The sequence below is a fragment of the Flaviramulus sp. BrNp1-15 genome, from assembly GCF_022259695.1.
Taxonomy (GTDB): domain Bacteria; phylum Bacteroidota; class Bacteroidia; order Flavobacteriales; family Flavobacteriaceae; genus BrNp1-15.
The window spans coordinates 2,975,160-2,998,132 of the sequence record NZ_CP092099.1; the positions used below are offsets into that span (position 1 = coordinate 2,975,160).

19 protein-coding genes are annotated in these 22,973 nt (G+C 31.3%); 13 read left to right on the forward strand and 6 right to left on the reverse strand.

Annotated features, from left to right (window positions below; all coding sequences use genetic code 11):
- Positions 1–45 precede the first annotated feature (45 nt).
- Both mtaB and MBM09_RS13235 read right to left on the reverse strand, forming a co-directional pair.
- Positions 46–1,374, reverse strand: a complete 1,329-nt coding sequence (gene mtaB / locus MBM09_RS13230; RefSeq protein ID WP_238674194.1) for a tRNA (N(6)-L-threonylcarbamoyladenosine(37)-C(2))-methylthiotransferase MtaB — start codon at positions 1,372–1,374, stop codon at positions 46–48.
- Positions 1,375–1,459: 85 nt separating this feature from the next.
- Positions 1,460–2,041 (reverse strand): T9SS type A sorting domain-containing protein, encoded by a 582-nt coding sequence (locus tag MBM09_RS13235; RefSeq protein ID WP_238674195.1) that lies wholly within the window; start codon positions 2,039–2,041, stop codon positions 1,460–1,462.
- A gap of 157 nt (positions 2,042–2,198) precedes the next feature.
- Here MBM09_RS13235 and MBM09_RS13240 point away from each other — a divergent pair, with 157 nt between their 5' ends.
- Entirely contained in the window at positions 2,199–3,818 is a 1,620-nt protein-coding gene (locus tag MBM09_RS13240) for an ABC transporter substrate-binding protein (RefSeq protein WP_370569729.1), read from the forward strand.
- Here the strand turns inward: MBM09_RS13240 and MBM09_RS13245 are convergent.
- From MBM09_RS13245 to MBM09_RS13255, 3 genes are all read right to left on the reverse strand, one after another.
- Complete coding sequence (locus MBM09_RS13245) at positions 3,815–4,150, reverse strand: hypothetical protein (RefSeq protein ID WP_238674196.1); 336 nt, start codon at positions 4,148–4,150, stop codon at positions 3,815–3,817. The two genes, MBM09_RS13240 and MBM09_RS13245, sit on opposite strands and share 4 nt — an antisense overlap.
- Before the next feature lie 26 nt (positions 4,151–4,176).
- Positions 4,177–5,352: a GlmU family protein gene (locus MBM09_RS13250; protein ID WP_238674197.1), complete on the reverse strand. Its 1,176-nt coding sequence runs from the start codon at positions 5,350–5,352 to the stop codon at positions 4,177–4,179.
- 148 nt (positions 5,353–5,500) lie between these two features.
- Positions 5,501–5,752 (reverse strand): type B 50S ribosomal protein L31, encoded by a 252-nt coding sequence (locus tag MBM09_RS13255; protein WP_238674198.1) that lies wholly within the window; start codon positions 5,750–5,752, stop codon positions 5,501–5,503.
- Between the two features lie 157 nt (positions 5,753–5,909).
- Between MBM09_RS13255 and MBM09_RS13260 the strand changes: the two genes are divergently transcribed.
- The 8 genes from MBM09_RS13260 to MBM09_RS13295 all read left to right on the forward strand — a co-directional run bounded on the left by MBM09_RS13260 (position 5,910) and on the right by MBM09_RS13295 (position 13,929).
- Positions 5,910–6,440, forward strand: a complete 531-nt coding sequence (locus MBM09_RS13260; protein ID WP_238674199.1) for a DUF4199 domain-containing protein — start codon at positions 5,910–5,912, stop codon at positions 6,438–6,440.
- A 44-nt stretch (positions 6,441–6,484) separates the two neighbouring features.
- The gene (locus tag MBM09_RS13265) at positions 6,485–7,435 is read left to right on the forward strand and encodes a glycosyltransferase family 2 protein (protein ID WP_238674200.1); all 951 of its coding nucleotides are present in this window, start codon (positions 6,485–6,487) and stop codon (positions 7,433–7,435) included.
- Between the two features lie 90 nt (positions 7,436–7,525).
- Positions 7,526–9,256 carry a phospho-sugar mutase gene (locus MBM09_RS13270; RefSeq protein WP_238674201.1) on the forward strand — a complete coding sequence of 577 codons (1,731 nt, stop codon included), beginning with the start codon at positions 7,526–7,528 and terminating at the stop codon, positions 9,254–9,256.
- Positions 9,256–11,085, forward strand: a complete 1,830-nt coding sequence (locus MBM09_RS13275; protein ID WP_238674202.1) for an ABC transporter ATP-binding protein — start codon at positions 9,256–9,258, stop codon at positions 11,083–11,085. The genes MBM09_RS13270 and MBM09_RS13275 overlap by 1 nt, the downstream gene beginning before the upstream one ends.
- Positions 11,086–11,378: 293 nt before the next feature.
- A complete protein-coding gene (locus MBM09_RS13280) occupies positions 11,379–11,921 on the forward strand; it encodes an RNA polymerase sigma factor (RefSeq protein WP_238674203.1) in 543 nt (180 codons plus the stop codon).
- Positions 11,922–11,954: 33 nt separating this feature from the next.
- Complete coding sequence (locus MBM09_RS13285) at positions 11,955–12,449, forward strand: hypothetical protein (protein WP_238674204.1); 495 nt, start codon at positions 11,955–11,957, stop codon at positions 12,447–12,449.
- A 10-nt stretch (positions 12,450–12,459) separates the two neighbouring features.
- Positions 12,460–12,903, forward strand: a complete 444-nt coding sequence (locus MBM09_RS13290; protein ID WP_238674205.1) for a sensor of ECF-type sigma factor — start codon at positions 12,460–12,462, stop codon at positions 12,901–12,903.
- A gap of 189 nt (positions 12,904–13,092) precedes the next feature.
- Positions 13,093–13,929, forward strand: coding sequence for a GIN domain-containing protein (locus MBM09_RS13295; protein ID WP_238674206.1), 837 nt, complete (start codon positions 13,093–13,095; stop codon positions 13,927–13,929).
- 11 nt (positions 13,930–13,940) lie between these two features.
- On the opposite strand, the gene MBM09_RS13300 is transcribed toward MBM09_RS13295, so the two are convergent.
- The gene (locus tag MBM09_RS13300) at positions 13,941–15,026 is read right to left on the reverse strand and encodes an oxidoreductase (protein ID WP_238674207.1); all 1,086 of its coding nucleotides are present in this window, start codon (positions 15,024–15,026) and stop codon (positions 13,941–13,943) included.
- Between the two features lie 144 nt (positions 15,027–15,170).
- Here MBM09_RS13300 and MBM09_RS13305 point away from each other — a divergent pair, with 144 nt between their 5' ends.
- The 4 genes from MBM09_RS13305 (at position 15,171) to purL (ending at position 22,918) form a co-directional block, all read left to right on the forward strand.
- Entirely contained in the window at positions 15,171–16,382 is a 1,212-nt protein-coding gene (locus MBM09_RS13305) for an RsmB/NOP family class I SAM-dependent RNA methyltransferase (protein ID WP_238674208.1), read from the forward strand.
- A gap of 25 nt (positions 16,383–16,407) precedes the next feature.
- Complete coding sequence (locus MBM09_RS13310; RefSeq protein WP_238674209.1) at positions 16,408–18,201, forward strand: endonuclease; 1,794 nt, start codon at positions 16,408–16,410, stop codon at positions 18,199–18,201.
- A gap of 78 nt (positions 18,202–18,279) precedes the next feature.
- Complete coding sequence (locus MBM09_RS13315; RefSeq protein ID WP_238674210.1) at positions 18,280–19,140, forward strand: fructosamine kinase family protein; 861 nt, start codon at positions 18,280–18,282, stop codon at positions 19,138–19,140.
- Between the two features lie 115 nt (positions 19,141–19,255).
- Positions 19,256–22,918 (forward strand): phosphoribosylformylglycinamidine synthase, encoded by a 3,663-nt coding sequence (gene purL, locus MBM09_RS13320; RefSeq protein ID WP_238674211.1) that lies wholly within the window; start codon positions 19,256–19,258, stop codon positions 22,916–22,918.
- The last annotated feature ends 55 nt before the right edge of the window (positions 22,919–22,973 follow it).

A 22,973-nucleotide genomic window follows, 5' to 3' on the forward strand; every position in this document is an offset into this window, starting at 1 on the left:
ACAAAAAAATAATAAAAAAACCGAAACTTTAAGTTTCGGTTTTTTTTATGAAGCTAACTCTTTTACAAACTCAAATCTAACCAAACCATCATCATCAATTTTAGTAAGTTCTACTTCGTGTAAAGTATTAACCAATTCTGGATTCCAAGGCGCTTTTACTTTTACATAATTCTCGGTAAACCCGTGTATGTAGCCTTCTTTATTTTCACTTTCAAATAAAACAGTTCTTGTTGTTTTTATTTGGCTTTCATAAAATGCACGACGTTTTTTAACAGATAAACCTCTTAACATCTTACTGCGTTTACTTCTTACATTATTTGGTACTACATCTTCCATTTCTGCAGCTTCAGTATTATCGCGCTCAGAATAGGTAAACACATGTAAATATGAAATATCTAATTCTGTTAGAAAGTTATAGGTCTCTAAAAAATGTTCATCTGTTTCTCCAGGAAAACCAACAATAACATCTACTCCAATGCAAGCATGGGGCATCACTTGTTTAATTTTTGAAACTCTATCTACATATAATTCCCGTAGATAACGACGCTTCATTTTTTTAAGAATATCATTACTACCAGATTGTAATGGTACATGAAAATGAGGTACAAAAGCTCTAGATTTAGAAACTAAATCTATGGTTTCATTCTTCAAAAGATTTGGTTCTATTGATGATATACGCAAACGTTCAATACCTTCTACTTTATCAAGCTCTGTAACTAAATCTAAAAAGGTATGTTCATGCTTTTTGTTACCAAATTCACCTTTACCGTAATCACCAATATTTACACCCGTTAATACAATTTCTTTAATATTTTGCTTTGAAATTTCTTTAGCATTTTTCAAAACATTAACCATGGTATCACTTCTAGAAATACCACGCGCTAAAGGAATTGTGCAATACGTGCATTTATAATCGCAACCATCTTGCACTTTTAAAAACGCTCGTGTTCTATCTCCTATTGAATAAGACCCAACATAAAAATCTGCTTCTTCTATCTCACAAGAGTGCACTTCTCCAAAATCGTTTTTAGAAAGGTCGTTTATATAGTCTGTAATTTTAAATTTTTCGGTAGCACCAAGCACTAAATCCACACCATTTACATCGGCTAATTCTTGTGGTTTTAATTGTGCATAGCAACCAACTGCAGCTACAAAAGCTTCAGGGTTTGCTTTTTGCGCCTGCTTTACAATAGTTTTAAAACGTTTGTCTGCATTTTCGGTAACCGAACAGGTGTTAATCACATAAATATCTGCTTTTTCAGAAAAATCTACACGGTTAAAACCTTCATCTTTAAAATTTCTAGCAATAGTAGACGTTTCAGAAAAATTAAGTTTACAACCTAAAGTATAAAATGCGACGTTTTTCTTTTTCATTTCTTTTTTATAGAGCATGCAAATTTAATAAAAAAAGAGTGTTTCATTAGTGAAACACTCTTTTAAACCGAAAATATATAAATATTTATTTCTTAATAATTTTTGTGTTTAAAACTCCTTTTTTGGTATCAGCTCTTAAAATATAAACTCCTGAACTAAGGTGAGAAATATTAATTTCATTATTTTCTTTAACTGTGTAAACTTTTCTTCCAGAAACTGAATACACATCTAAACTATTAATTTCATTTAAATGATCTAGTTCAACATTTAAAACACCGCTAGTTGGATTTGGTGCAATTTTAAAATCTAATTTTAATTCCTCATTTTTTAATGATAAAGTATTTGCTCCTCCTGTTGAATTGTATGAACATACTACACCTCCACCAAAATCAATTGTCATTTCATAATCAGCAGGTGGAGTTTGACCTGTTTCAATTTCATATTTTAAATTACCTCCTGAACAGCTAACATAGTTGTATGTTAAAGAACCATTAACGGTTATAGATGTAGGCCATGATTCATTACACCCATTTTGCCCGTTAGGAACTGTAAATATTGGTGACGGTGGTGTACTTTGTCCAGAAGTTTTAATATCAGTAGGACAAGTGATTTGTGCGTTTGCAAACCCACAAAATACTAAAATTGCTATTATTGTTAACTTTTTCATATTTTTTTGAGATATATTAGAATTTTTAGCCGTTAAAATACTAATTATTTAAAATAAGACCCCTAAAATTATTAAAAGTCACATTTTAAATAATTTGAATGCCAAATAATTTAGACCAGCTTATAAAAAACTATATTTTTGAAGATATATTTAAGAAATTTTAAAATTGACTATTAACACTATAAAAAATACCGTTTTAACTTTTGCAACAGCTATTTTATTTACTAGCTGTGCTAACAATAATAAAAACTCTTCTGAAAATTTAGTTTTCCGTTACAACGAATATGCAAATATTAACACCTTAGACCCTGCTTTTTCAAGAACTTTGCAAGATAACTCGGCATGTAATCAATTATTTAACGGGTTGGTTCAATTAGATAGCGATTTAAATATTTTACCTTGTATTGCAAAGAATTGGACCGTTTCTGACGATGGTATAACATATACGTTTTCATTACGTAATGATGTTTATTTTCATAAGCATATATTATTTGGTAAAGATTCTACTCGAACCGTTAATGCTTCAGATTTTGAATACAGTTTAAACCGCTTAAGAGACGATAAAATTGCTGCTCCAGGTAGTTGGGTTTTAAATAAAGTAGACGATTTTAAAGCTGTTAATGATACCCTTTTTGAAATTTCTTTAAAACAACCTTTCCCTGCGTTTATAGGTTTATTAACCATGAAATATTGCTCGGTAGTTCCAAAAGAAATAGTTGAGCATTATGGTACAGAATTCCGTTCTCATCCTATAGGAACAGGACCATTTAAATTTAAACGCTGGGAAGAAAACATAAAACTAGTTTATAGAAAAAATGAGCTCTATTTTGAAAAAGATAGCATAGGTAATCCATTACCATACTTAGAAGCTGTAGCTTTAACCTTTTTACCAGATAAACAAAGTGAATTTTTACAGTTTATACTAGGCAACCTAGACTATTTAAATAGTTTGGACGCCTCATATAAAGATGAATTACTAACCGCAGATGGTAGACTTAGAAATACTTATTCAGAATCTGTTAATATGATTCGTGGCCCTTATCTTAATACCGAGTATTTAGGGTTTTATTTAGATTCTAAAACACCCGAAATACAATCAACACTTATAAGAAAAGCTGTAAATTATGGTTTTGACAGAAAAAAAATGATAATGTATTTGCGAAATGGTATTGGCAATCCTGCAAATGGTGGTTTTATTCCCTTAGGGCTTCCGGGATATAGTGAATCCGTTGGTTTTACATATCAACCAGAAAAAGCGAAACAACTCATTGAACAATTTAAAACTGAAAGTGGTATTGAAAATCCAGAAATCACTTTAGTTACCACAAGTAATTATTTAAGTTTTTGTGAATTTATTCAACGAGAACTTGAAAAAAACGGTTTAATAATTAACGTAGATGTTATGCCTGAGGCTACTTTAAGATCTGCACGTTCAAACGGAAAAGTAGATATGTTTAGAAGCTCTTGGATAGCCGATTATTTAGATGCCGAAAACTACTTATCTATTTTTTACAGTGAAAATTTTGCTCCCAATGGCTCTAATTATTTTCACTTTAAAAATGATGTTGTAGATAGCTTATACAATAAAGCTTTTACCATAACAGATATTGAAGAACGTAAACATGTATACACTACCATAGACTCAATTGCCATGGAACATGCTATTATGGTGCCTTTATATTATGATGAAGTGATACGATTTACCAGAAAAAATGTAACAGGTTTAGGAATTAATCCTATAAATTTATTGGATTTGAGATATGTTAAGAAACATTAGTTTTCTTCAATGTTTTTACCAATATCTTGAATTTCATCTTTTACCAAAACAACCGTTTTTTTCCATTTATTCTCTAACACCATGTAAAACCCCCAAACAGCTAGTAAACCAACAGGTAATCCTAATAAGTTAATACCAAAATTATTATCCCAATCAATTCCCCAATTAAACACATAAAGATCTAAAATGGCTAAAACAATTCCGAAAACAAATCCAGCAGCATAATAAACCACTACACTTAAAATAGCAAAAAGCCATTTGTTTTGATTGTATTCAACAGAAAGATCATAAAAACGTTTTCCAATAAAATAAATGAGTAAAAGTCCTAACATAGTTTTCTTTATTATTTAAAGTGATATTAATTACGTCTATACTTTTTCGTTTCTTCAAAAACGTGTTCTAAAATAGCCTCATCCTGTTCTGAAAATTCAATCTTACGCCTTGCCATAACTACTTTAGCAACTTCAAAAGCTTTTTTGGTTAAATAGGTTGTAAAACCACTGCTTCCACCCCAACTAAAACTCGGCACAAAATTTCTAGGATAACCGCTACCAAAAATATTAGCATTTACGCCTACAACGGTTCCAGTGTTAAACATAGTATTTATACCACATTTACTATGGTCTCCCATCATAAGTCCACAAAACTGCAATCCTGTTTTTGCAAAACCTTCGGTTTGGTAATCCCATAACCTTACTTCAGCATAATTATTTTTTAGATTAGATGTATTAGTATCTGCACCCAAATTACACCACTCACCCAATACAGAATTTCCTAAAAACCCCTCATGCCCTTTGTTTGAATAACCGAAAAGCACAGAATTATTAACCTCACCTCCTACTTTACAATGCGGACCAACAGTTGTAGGTCCATAAATTTTTGCACCTAATTTAACAGTAGCATGTTCGCACAAAGCAAACGGACCTCTAATAATACTGCCTTCCATGATTTCGGTATCTTTTCCAATATATATAGGACCAGATGAAGCATTTAGTGTAGTAAACTCAAGTTTTGCACCTTCTTCAATAAAAATATTTTCTTGCTCTATTACATTATTAGATGATGGAATAGGTTTAGATTTTCGGTCTTTGGTTAACAGGTTAAAATCATCTTGAATAGCATCTCCATTTTTAGAAAAAATATCCCAGGTGTTTTCAACTTTAATAATATCTTCTGCAAACTCAATAGCTTCAAAATTATTGAAATCTATATCTTCTTGTGCTTCTTTTGTAAAAAAAGCGATAACATCTTCGTCTTTAAAAATAGCTTGATTTTCTTGCAAATCTTTAACCATTTCAACCAACTCTAAATTAGGAAGATAAGAAGCATTAATCATGACATTTTCATCCATTTCTACCATAGGATACTTATCAGACAAATAATCTTCAGTTATTGTCGTGGTGGTTAATTCCAGATAAGTTTCCCATTTTTCGCGAATGGTTAATATTCCAATTCGAATATCGGCTACTGGACGTGTAAATGTAAAGGGTAACAAGTTATTACGCGAAGGTCCATCAAAAAGAATATAATTCATGAGAAGATTAAAAGTTAAAAATTAAAAGTCAAAAAGTTTTACTTACTCTTTTCTTAAAACTTGTGTTTAAACAAAAATAGATGAATTGTATATAATAAAAAAGCCTTTCATTACTGAAAGGCTTAACAAATATTGTTTTACGCAAAAATTACTTTTTGAATTTAGCGTATTTGTTTTTGAATTTATCAATACGACCAGCTGTATCTACTAATTTAGATTTACCAGTGTAGTATGGATGAGATGTTCTAGAAATCTCCATTTTTACTAATGGATACTCAACACCATCAACCTCAATAGTTTCATTAGTATCTGCAGTAGATTTTGTTAAAAACACATCATCGTTAGACATATCTTTAAACGCTACTAGTCTGTAATTTTCTGGATGTATACCTTTTCTCATCGCTAAATGCTTTTATTCTTTTCAATTTTGGAAGTGCAAATTTACGCAATTTTTACAATTCTACAACTCTTTTTAATATTTTTTATTTCAAATTTTTCTGTAACGTTTTAGTATCTTTGGTTACTAACTATTCAACTAACAAATTAAACAATATATTATGGAAAAATCTATTAAATCATTAGCAGTAAATTGGGGCTTATATCTAGGAATAACTCTGGTTGTTTTTACCATTTTAGGATATGTTAATCTTGATTTATTTACAAAATGGTGGTTTGGTATTAGTATGCTAATACTTATAATTGTCTTCGGAATTATTTCTGCAATGAAATCTAAAGGTCTTTTAGGTGGTTTTATTAGCTTTAAAAATGCTTTTACATCTTATTTTATAACTATTGCTTTAGGATTAGCCATAAGTACTGTGGTTAGTATTATTATTTTTAATTTTATTGATCCAGAAGCTGCAATTACTCTTAAAGAAAAAATATTGGATTCTACGGTAGAAATGATGAAAGGTTTCGGTGCTCCAGAAGAAGCTATTGCTGAAGCTGTTGAAAAAATGGAGGCTGAAGATAATATGTTTTCAATTGGAAAAACCTTGCAAAATTTTATTTTTCAACTTATAGGATATATAATAGTAGGACTTATTGTAGCATTAGTTGTTAAAAAAAATAATCCTGACGAAGCATAAATTCAGTATTTTTGAAGTGTTAATATAACTTAGAACACTTTTAAATGAATATATCAGTAGTCATACCACTACTTAACGAACAAGAATCTTTAACAGAATTACATGATTGGATTGCAAAAGTTATGCAATCCAATCATTTTTCATATGAAATCATTTTTATAGATGATGGTAGCACAGATGATTCCTGGGAAATAATAAATCAACTTTCACAAAAAGACCAGAACGTAAAAGGCATTCGCTTTTTAAAAAACTTTGGCAAATCGCAAGCATTACATGCTGGTTTTGAAAAAGCTCAAGGTAATGTAGTAATTACTATGGATGCCGATTTACAAGACAATCCAGACGAAATCCCAGAACTATATAGTATGATTAAAGACGATGGATTCGATTTGGTTTCAGGTTGGAAAAAAGTACGTTACGATTCTGTTATTTCAAAAAATTTACCCTCTAAATTATTCAATTGGGCAGCACGAAAAACCTCTGGTGTTAAATTACACGACTTTAATTGCGGTCTAAAAGCATATCATAAAAATGTTGTAAAAAACATAGATGTTAATGGCGAGATGCATCGTTACATTCCTGTACTTTCTAAAAATGCAGGGTTTAATAAAATAGGTGAAAAAGTAGTCCAGCACCAAGCCAGAAAATATGGAGAAACTAAATTTGGTATAAACAGATTTGTTCATGGCTTTTTAGATTTAATTACTATTTGGTTTTTATCGCGTTTTGGTAAGCGTCCCATGCATTTATTTGGCGCTTTGGGTGTTATTATGTTTGCTATTGGTTTTGGTTTTGCACTCTATCTAGGTATAGACAAATTGTTTTTAAATCCAACTGGACGACTAATAACCCAGCGACCACAATTTTACATAGCATTAGTAACCATGATTATAGGAACTCAGTTTTTTGTTGCTGGCTTTTTAGGTGAAATCATTTTACGAACAAAACAAGACAAAAAACGTTATTTAATAAAAGATGAATTAAATTTAAGTTAAAAACAACTCAATTTTTCTTCAAAATGCTGACTTTTTTAAAGTTATTCTTTCTCAATTGTTTATTTTTGAAGCATATTTTTTTACAATATTATGATATACATTGAACCAAAGATTTTAGACAGAATAAATACATGGTTAACACCAACTTTTGATGAAGACACGCAAACTATTATTAAAGATAGTATTGCTAATAACCCAAAAGATATACAGGAGAGTTTTTATAAAGATTTAGAATTTGGTACAGGCGGTATGCGTGGTGTTATGGGTGTTGGTACTAACCGAATAAATAAATATACACTTGGAAAAAGCACACAAGGTTTAAGTGATTATTTGCATAAACAATTTCCAAACGAAACACCAAAAGCAGTTATTGCCTATGACTGTAGACATAATAGTAAAACGCTTGCAAAAGTAGTTGCCGATGTATTTTCTGCAAACGGGATAGAAGTTTATTTATTTGAAGATTTACGTCCTACTCCAGAATTATCATTCGCGGTTAAACATTTAAACTGCCACTGTGGTATTGTTTTAACGGCTTCTCATAACCCACCAGAATACAATGGTTATAAGGTATATTGGCAAGATGGCGGACAATTAGTTCCTCCGCATGATGATGCCATTATAAAAATGATTAACGCTTTAGACTATGCGAATATTAAATTTGAAGCTAACAATAATTTAATTCATTATATAGGAAAAGAAGTTGACGATGTATTCATTAACGACTCAGTTAAAAACGGTAGTGTAGGTGCAACTCAATCTGCAAAAAACGATTTAAGCATTGTGTTTACTTCGCTTCATGGAACATCAATAACTGCTGTTCCAGAAACTCTAAAACGTGCTGGGTATAAAAATGTTCATATTGTAAAAGAACAGGAAGTACCAAATGGTGATTTCCCAACTGTAAAATCTCCAAACCCTGAAGAACCTGCAGCTTTAAAAATGGCTTTAGAATTAGCTGAAAAAGTTAATGCCGATATTGTAATTGGTACAGACCCAGATTGTGATAGATTGGGTGTTGCAGTGCGTAATTCTGAAAACAAACTACAACTTCTTAACGGAAATCAAACTATGGTTATGATGACCGATTTCTTATTAAAGCAATGGAAAGCTGAAGATAAAATAAAGGGTAAAGAATTTATTGCAACAACAATTGTTTCTACACCAATGATAAACAAATTAGCTAGCGCTTATAATGTTGAAAACAAAATTGTTTTAACAGGTTTTAAATGGATAGCTAAATTAATTCATGATTTCCAAAACTTAGATTTTATAGGTGGTGGCGAAGAAAGTTTTGGTTTTATGGTAGGCGATTTTGTTAGAGATAAAGATGCTGTTACTTCTACCCTTTTAGCTTGCGAAATAGCAGCTATTGCAAAATCTAGCGGTAGCTCATTTTATAATGAACTTGTAAAACTTTATGTTGAACATGGTTGTTTTAAAGAAAAATTAGTTTCGCTTACTAAAAAAGGAATTGAAGGTGCACAGGAAATTAAGCAAATGATGATTGACGCACGAGAAAATCCGTTTACAGTAATCAATGGTTCAAAAGTTGTGAGAATTGAAGATTATCAATCTTCTAAAGCAAAACATTTACTTACTGGTAAAGAAACTGATATTGATGTACCTAAATCTAATGTGTTAATTTATTATACTGAAGATGGTAGTCAAGTCGCTCTTAGACCAAGCGGAACAGAACCAAAAATAAAATTTTATGTTAGTGTAAATACAGAGTTAAAATCTGTTGAAGATTTTAAAAATGTTGAAACTAAACTCGATGCAAAAGCTGATGCTATTTTAAAAGATATGAACCTTATTTAATGAACCACTTTTTAAATATTTTAAGGTACGCAAAACCTTATAAGCGTTATGCCATAGGACACATTATTTCTAATGTGTTTTTTGCATTATTTGGCACCCTTTCATTTATAGCATTAAAGCCTATGCTTGATGTTATTTTTGAAAAAGATAAGGTTGCTCCTACTTCAAAACCAGCTTTTCAAGGGCTTATGGAAATAGGTGATTTTGCTGAGAATTACCTAGCTTATGAGATGAATCAATTTACAGGTGGCGACAAATCTAAAGCGCTAATATTTGTTGTAGGCTTAATAATTATCATGTTTTTACTAAAAAACATCTTTGGATATTTAGCTAATTATTTTCTAGTATTTCTTAGAAATGGTGTAATAAGAGATCTTAGAAACAAAGTTTACAAAAGAACTGTAGATCTACCTTTATCATACTTTTCAGAACAAAGAAAAGGTGATATTCTTTCTAGAGTAACTAGTGATGTTTTAGACTTACAATACTCGTTTTTATCGGTTTTAGAGCTTCTAGTTAGAGAGCCTTTAACAATGATATTTACAATTGCAGCAATGCTTATTATAAGTCCAAAACTTACACTATTTGTTTTTATATTCATTCCTATAATGGGAGTTATTATTTCCAGAATTGGTAAGAGTTTAAAACGAAAATCAGATCGTGTTCAAAAAGAACAAGGTACATTTTTATCTACTTTAGAAGAAACTTTAACAGGTCTACGTATTATTAAAGGTTTTAATGCTGAAGATAAATTCAATGAAAAATTTCAAGAATCAACGTCTAGATTCTACAAATTTTCAAACAAATTAATGAACAGACAAAACTTAGCGTCTCCTGCAAGTGAGTTTTTAGGTATTTGTATGATTGCTGTCATTTTATGGTACGGAGGAAATCTAGTATTAGGCGGTGATACAAGTTTAGATGGTAGTACATTTCTTGTTTATATGGGATTATCTTACAACATACTAACACCTGCTAAAGCTATTTCACGTGGGCTTTATAACATTAAAAAAGGTGGTGCTGCAGCAGAACGTATTCAAGAAATTATTGATACTGAAAACCCATTAAAAGACAAGCCAAATGCTATTGTAAAAAATACTTTTGACTCTGAAATCGAATTTAAAGACATTTCATTTAAATATGAAGATGATTATGTTTTAAAAGACTTCTCTCTAACTATTCCTAAAGGAAAAACGGTCGCATTAGTTGGACAATCTGGTAGCGGAAAATCTACAATAGCTAACTTAATTACACGCTTTTACGATGTAAACAAAGGCCATATTTTAATTGATGGTATAGATATTCGAGATTTATCAATAGCCTCATTACGCAAACAATTGGGCATCGTTACTCAAGATGCTATTCTCTTTAACGATAGTATTAAAAACAACTTAAAATTAGGTGACAACAATGCTACAGACGAGCAAATTATAGAAGCTTTAAAAATTGCCAACGCTTGGGAGTTTATTAAAGATTTACCTGAAGGAATAAATACTAACATAGGAGATTCTGGAAACAAACTTTCTGGAGGACAAAAACAGCGTTTAAGTATTGCACGCGCTGTATTAAAAAGCCCTCCTATTATGGTTTTAGATGAAGCTACATCAGCTTTAGATACAGAAAGCGAACGCTTAGTACAAACTGCCTTAGAAAACATGATGAAAAACAGAACGTCTATAGTTATTGCGCACAGATTATCTACTATTCAAAATGCAGACGAAATTTTAGTACTTAAAAAAGGTAAGATAGTTGAACAAGGTAAACATAACGACCTTATTTCTAAAAAAGGAGTTTATAAAAAGCTTGTAGATATGCAAAGTTTCGAGTAAATCGAATACTTTTTAAAATATAAAAAAGGATAGAGATTTGGGGTGTCTATCCTTTTTTGTTTATGCTAGACTTGGGGAAGACTAACAACATAAATAGGTTTCTGGTACAAACATAAATCATTAAATCAAATTTCACAAGAAAAATTGCATTTAATCGTATTTTAATTACACTTTATCGATAAATTATTAATTATACCACTGTATATCAATAGGTTATTAAAATTATAAGAAAACTAAAAAAATTTAGCTTAAACTTTTAGTATATTTAGTAGTCTAAAGATTAAATATTATTTGTGACAGACGAAGTACAACTGTTAGAACAACTAAAATCTGAAACCTATAAAGACAAAGCCTTTAAAGCCCTACTAAAGCTTTACAAAGAGCGATTATATTGGCATATTCGTAATATAGTTAAATCGCACGATGATGCAGATGATGTACTTCAAAACACATTTATAAAAATTTATAAGAACATACATAATTTTAAAGGAGACAGTAAATTATTCTCCTGGATGTACAGAATTGCAACCAATGAATCTATTACATTCATTAACAACAGAGCAAAACAATTACAAGTTAGCAGTGAAGAGGTTCAACAACTTGCAATAAATAGTTTAGCTTCCGATGTTTATTTTGAAGGTGATGCCATTCAACTTAAACTACAAAAAGCTATAGCTACATTACCAGAAAAACAGCAATTGGTATTTAATATGAAGTATTTTCAAGACATAAAATATTCAGACATGTCTAATATACTAGACACTAGCGAAGGCGCATTAAAAGCTTCATACCATTTAGCTGTAAAAAAAATTGAAGCTTATTTAACTAATAATTAAACCTTTATTAAAAAAAATAGTCTTATTTACAAGATGCAAAAACATAATTTACATAGCATTAAAAAAACAGGGTTTAAAACACCACAAGATTACTTTAAAAACTTTGAAGATGATATTTTAAATGATATTAAACTCAAAGAAACAATAAGTAATTCTGGTTTTAACGCTCCCAAAGACTATTTCGAAACTTTGGAAGAACGTGTTATGGATAAAGTTTCGGCAAATAAAACCCCAAAAATTATTTCATTATTTAATAAAAGAAATTTACTTTATGCCTCAAGTATTGCTGCTGCTGTTTTATTACTTATTACCCTTAACACTTTTAACAAAGATGTAAGTTGGAATAAATTAGATAGTGAAACTGTTGAAAATTATATGATACAGGAAGACATTACATCATACGAAATTGCATCTTTATTTTCTGAAGAAGATTTAAAGGAAGAAAATTTTGTTACACATGATCTTAATGCAGAACATGTTGAAACCTATTTATTAAATAATTTAGAAATAGAAGATTTTATTGAATAAAACCTATACAATGAAAAAGTTTATAATCCCTTTACTTTTACTAATCTCGATAAATACTTTTTCCCAAAGTAAAAAAGATAGAATAAAAGCACTTAAAGTTGCTTTCTTAACAGAAAGATTAGAATTAACTCAAGAAGAAGCACAACAATTTTGGCCTGTTTACAACGCTTATGATGATATTACAAGAGAAATTAAACACGAAGAACTTAAAAATATTCGTCGTGAAATAAAAGACAACATTGCAACACTTTCAGATGAAAGATCCAGTGAGCTTTTAAGTAAAATAGCATCAGCACAAGAAAGGTTGCATGATGAAGAGGTTAAATTAAACAGCAAGCTTAAAAAAATTATTTCACCCAAAAAAATAATTCAATTAAAAGTTGCCGAAGAAGATTTTAAACATAAACTCTTCGAGCAATGGAAAAAAATGAAACACGAGGGTAAAAAACCATAACTTGAAAGGAGCTTATTTAGCTCCTTTTTTATTTTAAAAACAGGTGCTTTCTATATCTTATCATTAAAAAAAGATAAAAATACAATGGGGTGACTTTTAAAATAAAATTGAGTCTAATAATTAACAAATCTTATCTTTATAAAAATTAAAGTATCATTTAAAAAATTATAAATTTCTTTAAAAATTAAAATGTATAAAATTACTATTTCACTATCCTTCATTTTTCTTTTCATTTTTAGTTCAGAAGCTCAAAACCCTTCAAAGGTCAAGGGAAATAAAAACATTATCATAGAACAAACTGCATTAAACGCATTTCATACTATTGTAGTTGATGAGGATTTTGAAATTGAAATTATTCAAAAAGATACACCAACTGTAATTATTGAAACAGACGAAAATTTACACGAATTTATAGCTTTTGAAGTTACAGATAGCATACTATCATTCAACAAAACTGCAAAAATCACATCAAAAAAGAAATTAAAAATAACGGTTAATTACGACGAAAACTTATCGAACATTATAGTTAAAGACTATGCAGAAATTAACTCCTTAACCTTTGTCGATTTTGAAAATGGCTCACTAATAACTCATGGAAACGCTAAGACAGATCTTCTAATAAAAGCAAATTCTTTTAATTTTCAAGGTTTTGAAAAATCAAAAGTAAAATTAAATTTAACAAGCGAAAACGCTAGTATAGAATTGAGTAATAACTGTAAACTTGATGCAGCCTTATTTGTATCTCAAACTCAAATGACATTAAACGAGCAATCTATTGCAACTTTAGATGGAAACAGTGATTTTGTTGATTTAAAAACTAATGATAGGAGTAATTTTAAAGGAAAAGACTTTTTAATAGAAACAGCAAATATTATAGCTGAAACTTCAAGTGATGTAACGATAAATGCTTCAAATGAAGTAACTATTGAAGCTTCTGGAACCAGTAACATTTACTTATATAACAACCCAAAAATTATCATTAACAGATTTACTGATACTGTAAAACTGCAGAAAAAAACGCAATAAATTAATTACTGTTATTCTCTAAAAGTAAGTTTACTTATTCTACCCGCTCCTGCAGCGTAAGCTATGCTATCGTTTAAAAACCGAATGGTATAAAACCCTTCATCGCTTAAATGTTTCCAAGTTTCGCCAGCATCGTTACTAAAATCAATACCTTTAAAACCAACAGCAACTAACTCTTTTCCATTTCTATTTGGAATGTATTGCACACAACTTCTGTATCCTGGGTTTTGGTTTTGTCCTACTAATTGCCATGTTTTACCTCCATCTATGGTTTTAATTTTATTTGCAGCATTATCATCTGGTTTGGTATAATCGCCTCCAATAGCAAAACCATTTAATTCATCATAAAAATCGATGGAATAAATACCTTGAGTTTCTTCATCTTTAACTATTGGTGTATCAAAAACCTTCCATGTTTTTCCTTTATCGGGCGAATAATAAACTCGACCTGCAGTGGTTGCTACCCAAGTATTATCTCCAACAATAGCTATATTAGTATCGCTTGCCGCAAAAGCACCTTCATTTTCTGTTCCTTTTGGTAATTGGTCACAAGTTACTTTTGTCCAAGTATTTCCACCATCTCTGGTAATAATAACACTTAAACAGCCATCAGTTGAATCGCCTATAGCAATACCTTCTTGATCATTCCAAAAATCCATGGAATCGTAGAAGGCTTTGGGGTGGTTTTCTTGATAAATAATTGGCCATACAGTATCTTCTGATATTCTAAATAAGACAGCTGGAGATCCAATTCCAAAAGCAAAGATTTGCTTTTTTGTTCTTGCAATAGACCTAAAATTTGGAATAGAATCTTTATTGAAATTAATAGTACGAAAGATAGTAGCTCTTAATTCTTCTTTGTGATTAATATTTACATCTACAAACCTTTCTTCATGAATAAAACCTAAATCCCCTTTCGAAGAAGCAAAAATTCCAACACCATTTTTATCTACTTCCAAAGCCCTAACATTCAAAAGTGAATCTTGTAAAAGCGTTTTAATTTCAACGTTAACATAATTTCTAGGTTTAAACCTTTCCTTTTTTCCACAGGATAAAAAGAAAGGTAACAACAGAATTATATAAAAAGTGTGTTTCATGAATTTTAAATTTCTATAAAAATAGAAAACTTAAGACATAAACCTCTCAATAAATCAACATATTAAACCTATCTTTGCATGCTTAAATTTTTAGTCTAAATTGTAAGATTACTTACTGCGACTGAAAACTGATTACTAGAAAAAATGCGATTACACAGAAATTTATGCTTTGCAGTTATTGATGGTTTAACCTTAATTTTTAACGAAGGCCAATATGCAGATAAGGTGATACAACAACTTTTAAAACGTGATAAACGTTGGGGAAGTCGAGATAGAGGTTTTGTTGCCGAAACCACTTACGATATTGTACGTTGGAAAAGACTTTATGCTGAAATTGCCGAAGTTAAAGAACCTTTTGATCGCGATAATCTGTGGCGTATGTTTGCTGTTTGGGCAACCTTAAAAGGTATAAAATTACCCGATTGGAAATATTTTGAAAACACACCTACACGTAAAATAAAAGGACGTTTTGATGAGTTATCCAAAATTAGAAAACTCCGTGAATCTATTCCAGACTGGATTGATAATGTGGGTTTAAAAGAGTTAGGTGAAGACACTTGGTCTAAAGAAATTGCAATGCAAAACGAGCAAGCCGATGTTATTTTAAGAGTAAATACACTTAAAACAACAAAGGAAGAATTGCAAAACTTATTATTTGACCAAAATATTGAAACCGAATTTATTAAAGATTATCCTTCTGCATTAAAACTTAAAGAGCGTGCTAATGTTTTTGTAACCGATGCATTTAAAAATGGATTGTTTGAAGTGCAAGATGCTTCATCTCAATTAGTAGCAGATTTTCTTGATGTTAAACCAGGTATGAAAGTAGTTGATACTTGCGCTGGAGCTGGTGGGAAAACATTACATATTGCTTCTTTAATGGAAAATAAAGGGCAAATTGTAGCTATGGATATTTATGAAAGTAAACTCAAAAAACTAAAAGTAAGGGCGCGTAGAAATGGTGTTCATAATGTAGATTTAAAAGTAATAGATTCTACAAAACCTATAAAAAAATTATACAATAAAGCCGATAGAGTTTTAATTGACGCACCATGTTCTGGTTTGGGTGTTTTACGCAGAAACCCTGATGCTAAATGGAAACTTGAACCTGAGTTTTTAGATAATATTCGTGTAACCCAGCAAGAGGTTTTACAACAATATTCTAAAATGGTAAAGTCTGGTGGCAAATTGGTATATGCAACGTGTTCTGTTTTACCTTCTGAGAATCAAGAGCAAGTTGAAAAATTCTTAAAATCAGAATCAGGAAAAAATTTTACTTTTGTAAAAGACAAAAAAGTACTAGCACATAAATCTGGTTTCGACGGATTTTATATGGCGCTTTTAGAACGTAAATAAATTTATTAATCTTCATTTTTATTATATGAAACAATTTTACATGTATGTGTTGTTGTTTTTAACAACAGCTATTTCTTTTGCACAATTAACGCCTCCTACTCAACTTCAAGCTTATTACACCGATGTAGATTTTAACAAAACAGGCTTAGATTTATTTAGCGATTTGGCTACAACCACAACTGCAAAACATACTAACTTTTTGAGTTATACTCCAGGTATATGGGAAGCTAGTAAAGTAACTGATGAAGACCCTGTTAATAGCGCAAACGTGTTATTGATTTACGGTTATAATGATGCAGACGGTAATTACATAACAGATCGCAGTAGAAGCAAAAATGATAATGGTGGAACTGCAGGAACTGACTGGAACAGAGAACACTCTTTCCCAAAGTCTTTAGGTAGCCCAAATCTTGGTGAGTCTGGTCCTGGTTCAGATGCTCATCATTTAAGACCATCTGATGTTACAATGAATTCTAGCCGTGGTAACTTAAAATTTGCAACAGGCTCAGGAAATGCAGGAAACGTTTCAGGCAACTGGTATCCTGGTGATGAATGGAAAGGAGATGTAGCAAGAATGATGATGTACATGTATTTACGCTATGGCACACAATGTTTACCATCTAACGTATGTGTTGGCACAAGCAACTCAATTGACCCTAATATGATTAATCTTCTATTAGAATGGAATGCTGCTGACCCTGTTTCAACTATTGAAGATAATAGAAACACCTATCACGCTAACACTAGTAACACGTACGCTCAAGGAAACAGAAATCCGTTTATAGACAATCCCTATTTAGCAACTGTAATTTGGGGTGGTAATGTTGCAGAAAACCGATGGGGAGCTACACCAGATCCTGATACCGAAGCACCAACAGTACCAACTAATTTAATGGCTTCAAACCCAACATCATCTACAGTAGATTTATCATGGACAGCTTCAACCGATAATGAAGCCGTTACTGCTTATAATGTTTATGTTGACGGTAGTTATTATGTATCTACAAACTCAACAGCAACTAGCTTTACCGTAACAGGATTATCTGCTGAAACTACATATCAATTTGCTGTTTTAGCTGTAGATGCTGCTAATAATACTTCAGGGTTAAGTACTGCTGTAAACGAAACTACACTAGCCAGTGCTATTGGAAGTGCTTGTTTATCTGAAACTTTTGAAAGTATACCATCTAACGCTTCTAATTATACAACCAGAACTTGGACTGGTGATGATGGTGGTACATGGACAGCAACAGATGCCAGAACAGATCAAACTTTAAACACAAAATCTATTTGTATTCGAAATGGTAATTTAACTTCTCCAACTATTGGTGGTGGAATAGGTAGTTTAACAGTAACAACACAATTAACATTTAGTGGTTCTGCAGGAACATTTGATGTGCTTGTTAATGGCGCATCTGTAGGTTCAATTCCTTATAGTGGTGATAATACCTCTTCAACTACAACAACTATTTCAGATATTAATACAACTGGAGATATAACTTTAGTTTTAGACAACCAATCAACATCTAACAGAGTTAGAATTGATGATTTATCATGGACTTGTTATTCAACATTAAGTCTTAACGAGACCAATCTAAATAAAATTACTGTTTACCCAAATCCTGTAAATGGTAATACTATTATGGTTTCCAGTAATGAAACTTTAGAATTTGAGATTTTTAATATTATTGGAAAACGTATTTGGAAAGGAAAAACAATAAATAAAAGTATTTCTGTTGAAAGTTTAAAAACTGGTGTTTACATTTTAAAACTTTCAAACGGCAAACAACAAACAACAAAGAAACTAATTAGAAAGTAATTAGCTTTTAAACATTTTTAAAAGGTCATCATTATTTTTTTTGATGACCTTTTTTTATTTCTTAACTTGAAGTTGAATATGGATTCTGTCTTTATTAAACATATTGAAACCATTTTAAACAAAAAAGTTACGCAATTAATCTCTGTTTCTGGCGGTGATATATCTGAAGCTTTTAAAATTGAAACTTCAACAAAAAGTTACTTTCTAAAAGTAAATAACACTCCAAATGCTTTAAGTATGTTTAAAGCTGAAGCTTATGGATTACAATTAATTAATGATACTAAGAGTATAAAAACTCCAAAAGTTATTGCTTACTATAGTTACCAAAATACTTCTTTCTTGCTACTTGAATTTATTGAAAGTAAATCACCTTCAACTGAAGATTTTAAAAAATTAGGTCATCAACTGGCAAAATTACATAAAAACACCTCCGAGAATTTTGGCTTAAATCAAAATAACTTTATAGGCAGCTTGCCTCAAAGCAACACACAGCATAACACTTGGTTAGATTTTTACACTTCAGAGCGTTTATTACCACAACTAGAACTAGCTAAACAAAAAAATTTACTTACTAATAAAGAATGTCCTAACGAAGAAAATATTAAAAATCAATTACAAGAACTTTTCACAAACATAAAACCAGCTTTGTTACATGGCGATTTGTGGAGCGGTAATTATTTAATCTCAACAAGTGGCGAACCTTATTTAATTGACCCTGCAGTTTACTATGGCCATTTTGAAGTAGATATTGCTATGAGCAAGTTATTTGGTGGTTTTAGTAATGATTTTTACGAGGAATATTTCTCTAATTTTACAATAAATTCAGGAACCAAAGCTCGAATTGAAATCTATCAACTTTATTATTTGTTAGTGCATTTAAATTTATTCGGTAGCTCTTATTACAGCTCGGTATCTTCAATCTTAAAAAAGTATTTTTAAATTCTTTGTTGAAAATACTGTTAATAACACATACTCCTTACACTAAAAAAACAATCTCGAATAGCTAAAAAAGTGTATTTTTGCATTTTCAAAACACAACCATAATATATCTACAATGATTCATTTCTTCGGAAACCAAAACAGTAAAGTATTTGCTGTTCAAGCAACAAAAGAATTATCAACCGAAACCATTTCAAAATTATCGTGGCTCTTTGGCAACCAACCTAAAATAGAACAAGCATCAATAGATGCTTTTTTTGTTGGCCCACGTGCTGCTATGATTACACCTTGGAGTACGAATGCTGTTGAAATCACCCAAAATATGGGAATTTCAAACATCATAAGAATTGAAGAATTTCAAGCTGTTTCAGAAGATTTTTCAGATTTTGACCCTATGATTTCAGAGAAATTCAACGGTTTAAACCAAGAATCATTTACCATAAACATTAAGCCAGAACCTATCTTAAATATTGAAGATATTTCAGCTTATAACAAACAAGAAGGTTTATCATTAAGTGATGAAGAAGTAGAATATTTAGAAGGTGTTTCAAAAAAAATTGGTCGTCCGTTAACAGACTCTGAAGTGTTTGGATTTTCTCAAGTAAACTCAGAGCATTGTCGCCATAAAATTTTTAATGGCACATTTGTTATTGATGGAGAAGAAAAACCAACCTCACTTTTTAAATTAATTAGAAAAACATCTGAAACACATCCAAATACAATTGTTTCAGCATATAAAGATAATGTGGCTTTTATTGAAGGCCCTAAAGTTGAACAATTTGCACCAAAACGCGCAGATATACCAGACTATTATACAACTCAAGATTTTGATTCTGTAATTTCTTTAAAAGCAGAAACACACAACTTCCCTACTACTGTAGAGCCTTTTAATGGTGCTGCAACAGGTTCTGGCGGTGAAATTCGCGATAGATTAGCTGGTGGAAAAGGTTCTTTACCATTAGCAGGTACTGCGGTGTATATGACCTCATATTCAAGACTTGAAGAAAATAGACCATGGGAAAAAGCTGTTGAAGAACGCAAATGGCTTTACCAAACACCAATGGATATTTTAATTAAAGCTTCTAACGGTGCTTCAGATTTTGGTAACAAATTTGGGCAACCGCTTATTTGTGGTTCGGTATTAACTTTTGAGCATGAAGAAGAAGCCCGAAAACTTGGTTTCGACAAAGTGATTATGCAAGCTGGAGGTATTGGTTATGGTAAAAAAGAACAAGCATTAAAAGACACACCAAAGACTGGTGATAAAATAGTGATTCTAGGTGGTGAAAATTATAGAATTGGTATGGGTGGAGCTGCAGTTTCTAGTGCAGATACTGGTGAATTTGCTTCTGGCATAGAACTAAATGCAGTACAACGTTCTAACCCAGAAATGCAAAAACGAGCAGCTAATGCCATTCGTGGTATGGTTGAAAGTGACGAAAACCACATTGTTTCTATTCACGATCATGGTGCTGGTGGCCATTTAAATTGCTTATCTGAACTTGTTGAAGAAACTGGTGGAAAAATAGATTTAGATGCCCTTCCTGTTGGTGATCCTACACTTTCTGATAAAGAAATTATTGGTAACGAATCTCAAGAACGTATGGGATTGGTTATTGGTGAAAAACATATTGATACTTTACAACGCATTGCAGAACGTGAGCGTTCGCCAATGTACACAGTTGGTGATGTTACAGGTGATGACCGTTTTACTTTTGAGTCTAAAACCAATGGTCATAAACCTATGGATTTAGCCATGGAAGATATGTTTGGAAGTTCTCCAAAAACCATCATGACTGATAAAACCATCAATAGAAATTATAATGATGTTAGTTATAACCGTAATGATTTTCATGATTATTTAGAACAAGTTTTACAACTTGAAGCTGTAGCCTGTAAAGATTGGTTAACAAACAAAGTAGACCGTTGTGTGGGTGGAAAAGTTGCTAAACAACAATGTGTGGGCGCCTTACAACTTCCGTTAAATAATGTAGGTGTTATGGCACTTGATTATAAAGGAAAAGAAGGTATTGCAACCTCTATTGGTCATGCACCTATTTCAGGATTAATAAATCCTGCAGCAGGAAGCAGAAACGCCATTACAGAGTCTCTTACAAATATTATTTGGGCACCTTTAAAAGAGGGTTTAAAAAGTATTTCTCTGTCTGCTAACTGGATGTGGCCTTGTAAAAACGAAGGTGAGGATGCACGTTTATATGAAGCCGTTGAAGCCGTTTCAGATTTTGCTATAGATTTAGAAATTAATGTTCCAACAGGAAAAGATTCTTTATCTATGAAGCAAAAATACCCTAATGAAGATGTTATTGCTCCTGGAACAGTTATTATTTCGGCAGCTGGAAATTGTAATGATATAAACAAAATAGTTGAACCGGTTTTAAAGAAAAATGCTGGTGATATATACTACATTAACATTTCTCAAGACAAATTCAAACTTGGAGGAAGTTCGTTTGCACAAATAGTAAACAAAATAGGAAACGAGACACCAAATGTTCAAGATGCTTCTTACGTAAAAACAGTTTTCAACACCATTCAAAAATTAATAAAAGATGATAAAATTGTTGCAGGACATGATGTCGCTTCTGGCGGATTAATCACAACGCTTTTAGAACTTTGTTTTGCTGATAATAATATTGGAGCCGAATTAGATCTTTCTGATTTAAATGAAAAAGATTCTTTTAAATTACTTTTTGCTGAAAATTCTGGAATTGTAATTCAAGCTAAAGACGCTTCTATTGAAACTGTTTTATCTGATGCCAATATTGAATACTTTAACATAGGAAAAGTAACTAATACAGATGTATTAAGCATCATTAATCAAGCTGAAGTATTCACTCTTACAATTTCGAGATTAAGAGATGTTTGGTACAAAACCTCTTTCCTACTTGACCAAAAACAAACGGCTAATAATTTAGCAGAAGACAGATTCAATAATTATAAAAACCAACCTTTACAATATATATTCCCAAGTCATTTCACTGGAAAACTACCAAAAATTGATGCTAGTAAACCAAGACCAAAAGCAGCTATTATTCGTGAAAAAGGAAGTAATTCTGAACGCGAAATGGCAAACGCCATGTATTTAGCTGGTTTTGATGTAAAAGATGTACACATGACCGATTTGATTTCGGGTCGTGAAACCTTGGAAGACATTCAGTTTGTTGGAGCTGTTGGTGGATTTAGTAATTCAGACGTATTAGGTTCTGCAAAAGGTTGGGCTGGAGCTTTCCTATATAATGAAAAAGCAAATACGGCTTTACAAAATTTCTTCAAGCGAAAAGACACCTTGTCTGTTGGAATCTGTAATGGATGTCAATTATTTATGGAACTAGAAGAGATTAATCCTGAGCATGACATTCATGGTAAAATGGTTCATAATGATTCTCATAAACACGAAAGTTCATTTACTTCGGTTAAAATTCAGGAAAACAATTCTGTAATGCTTTCTAGTTTAGCAGGAAGTACTTTAGGTGTTTGGATTTCACATGGTGAAGGAAAATTTGATTTACCATACACTGAAGACCAATACAATATTGTTGCTAAATATGGTTACGCTGAATATCCGCACAATCCAAATGGTTCAGATTTCAATACCGCTATGATGTGTGATAAATCTGGCAGACACTTAGTAACTATGCCACATATTGAACGCTCTACGTTTCAATGGAATTGGGCGCACTACCCAAACAACAGAAAAGACGAAGTATCTCCTTGGTTAGAAGCTTTTGTGAATGCAAGGGTTTGGCTAGAGAAAAAATAGAATAATTAAAAATAAGAGTTATAAAAAACTCCGAAGTAAAAATTTTTACTTCGGG

Bases quoted from the DNA above. Each gene is read 5' to 3' on its own strand.
- mtaB (WP_238674194.1), bottom strand. From the start codon at position 1,374: ATGAAAAAGAAAAACGTCGCATTTTATACTTTAGGTTGTAAACTTAAT.
- MBM09_RS13235 (WP_238674195.1), bottom strand. From the start codon at position 2,041: ATGAAAAAGTTAACAATAATAGCAATTTTAGTATTTTGTGGGTTTGCA.
- MBM09_RS13245 (WP_238674196.1), bottom strand. From the start codon at position 4,150: ATGTTAGGACTTTTACTCATTTATTTTATTGGAAAACGTTTTTATGAT.
- MBM09_RS13250 (WP_238674197.1), bottom strand. From the start codon at position 5,352: ATGAATTATATTCTTTTTGATGGACCTTCGCGTAATAACTTGTTACCC.
- MBM09_RS13255 (WP_238674198.1), bottom strand. From the start codon at position 5,752: ATGAGAAAAGGTATACATCCAGAAAATTACAGACTAGTAGCGTTTAAA.
- MBM09_RS13260 (WP_238674199.1), top strand. From the start codon at position 5,910: ATGGAAAAATCTATTAAATCATTAGCAGTAAATTGGGGCTTATATCTA.
- MBM09_RS13265 (WP_238674200.1), top strand. From the start codon at position 6,485: ATGAATATATCAGTAGTCATACCACTACTTAACGAACAAGAATCTTTA.
- MBM09_RS13270 (WP_238674201.1), top strand. From the start codon at position 7,526: ATGATATACATTGAACCAAAGATTTTAGACAGAATAAATACATGGTTA.
- MBM09_RS13275 (WP_238674202.1), top strand. From the start codon at position 9,256: ATGAACCACTTTTTAAATATTTTAAGGTACGCAAAACCTTATAAGCGT.
- MBM09_RS13285 (WP_238674204.1), top strand. From the start codon at position 11,955: ATGCAAAAACATAATTTACATAGCATTAAAAAAACAGGGTTTAAAACA.
- MBM09_RS13290 (WP_238674205.1), top strand. From the start codon at position 12,460: ATGAAAAAGTTTATAATCCCTTTACTTTTACTAATCTCGATAAATACT.
- MBM09_RS13295 (WP_238674206.1), top strand. From the start codon at position 13,093: ATGTATAAAATTACTATTTCACTATCCTTCATTTTTCTTTTCATTTTT.
- MBM09_RS13300 (WP_238674207.1), bottom strand. From the start codon at position 15,026: ATGAAACACACTTTTTATATAATTCTGTTGTTACCTTTCTTTTTATCC.
- MBM09_RS13305 (WP_238674208.1), top strand. From the start codon at position 15,171: ATGCGATTACACAGAAATTTATGCTTTGCAGTTATTGATGGTTTAACC.
- MBM09_RS13310 (WP_238674209.1), top strand. From the start codon at position 16,408: ATGAAACAATTTTACATGTATGTGTTGTTGTTTTTAACAACAGCTATT.
- MBM09_RS13315 (WP_238674210.1), top strand. From the start codon at position 18,280: ATGGATTCTGTCTTTATTAAACATATTGAAACCATTTTAAACAAAAAA.
- purL (WP_238674211.1), top strand. From the start codon at position 19,256: ATGATTCATTTCTTCGGAAACCAAAACAGTAAAGTATTTGCTGTTCAA.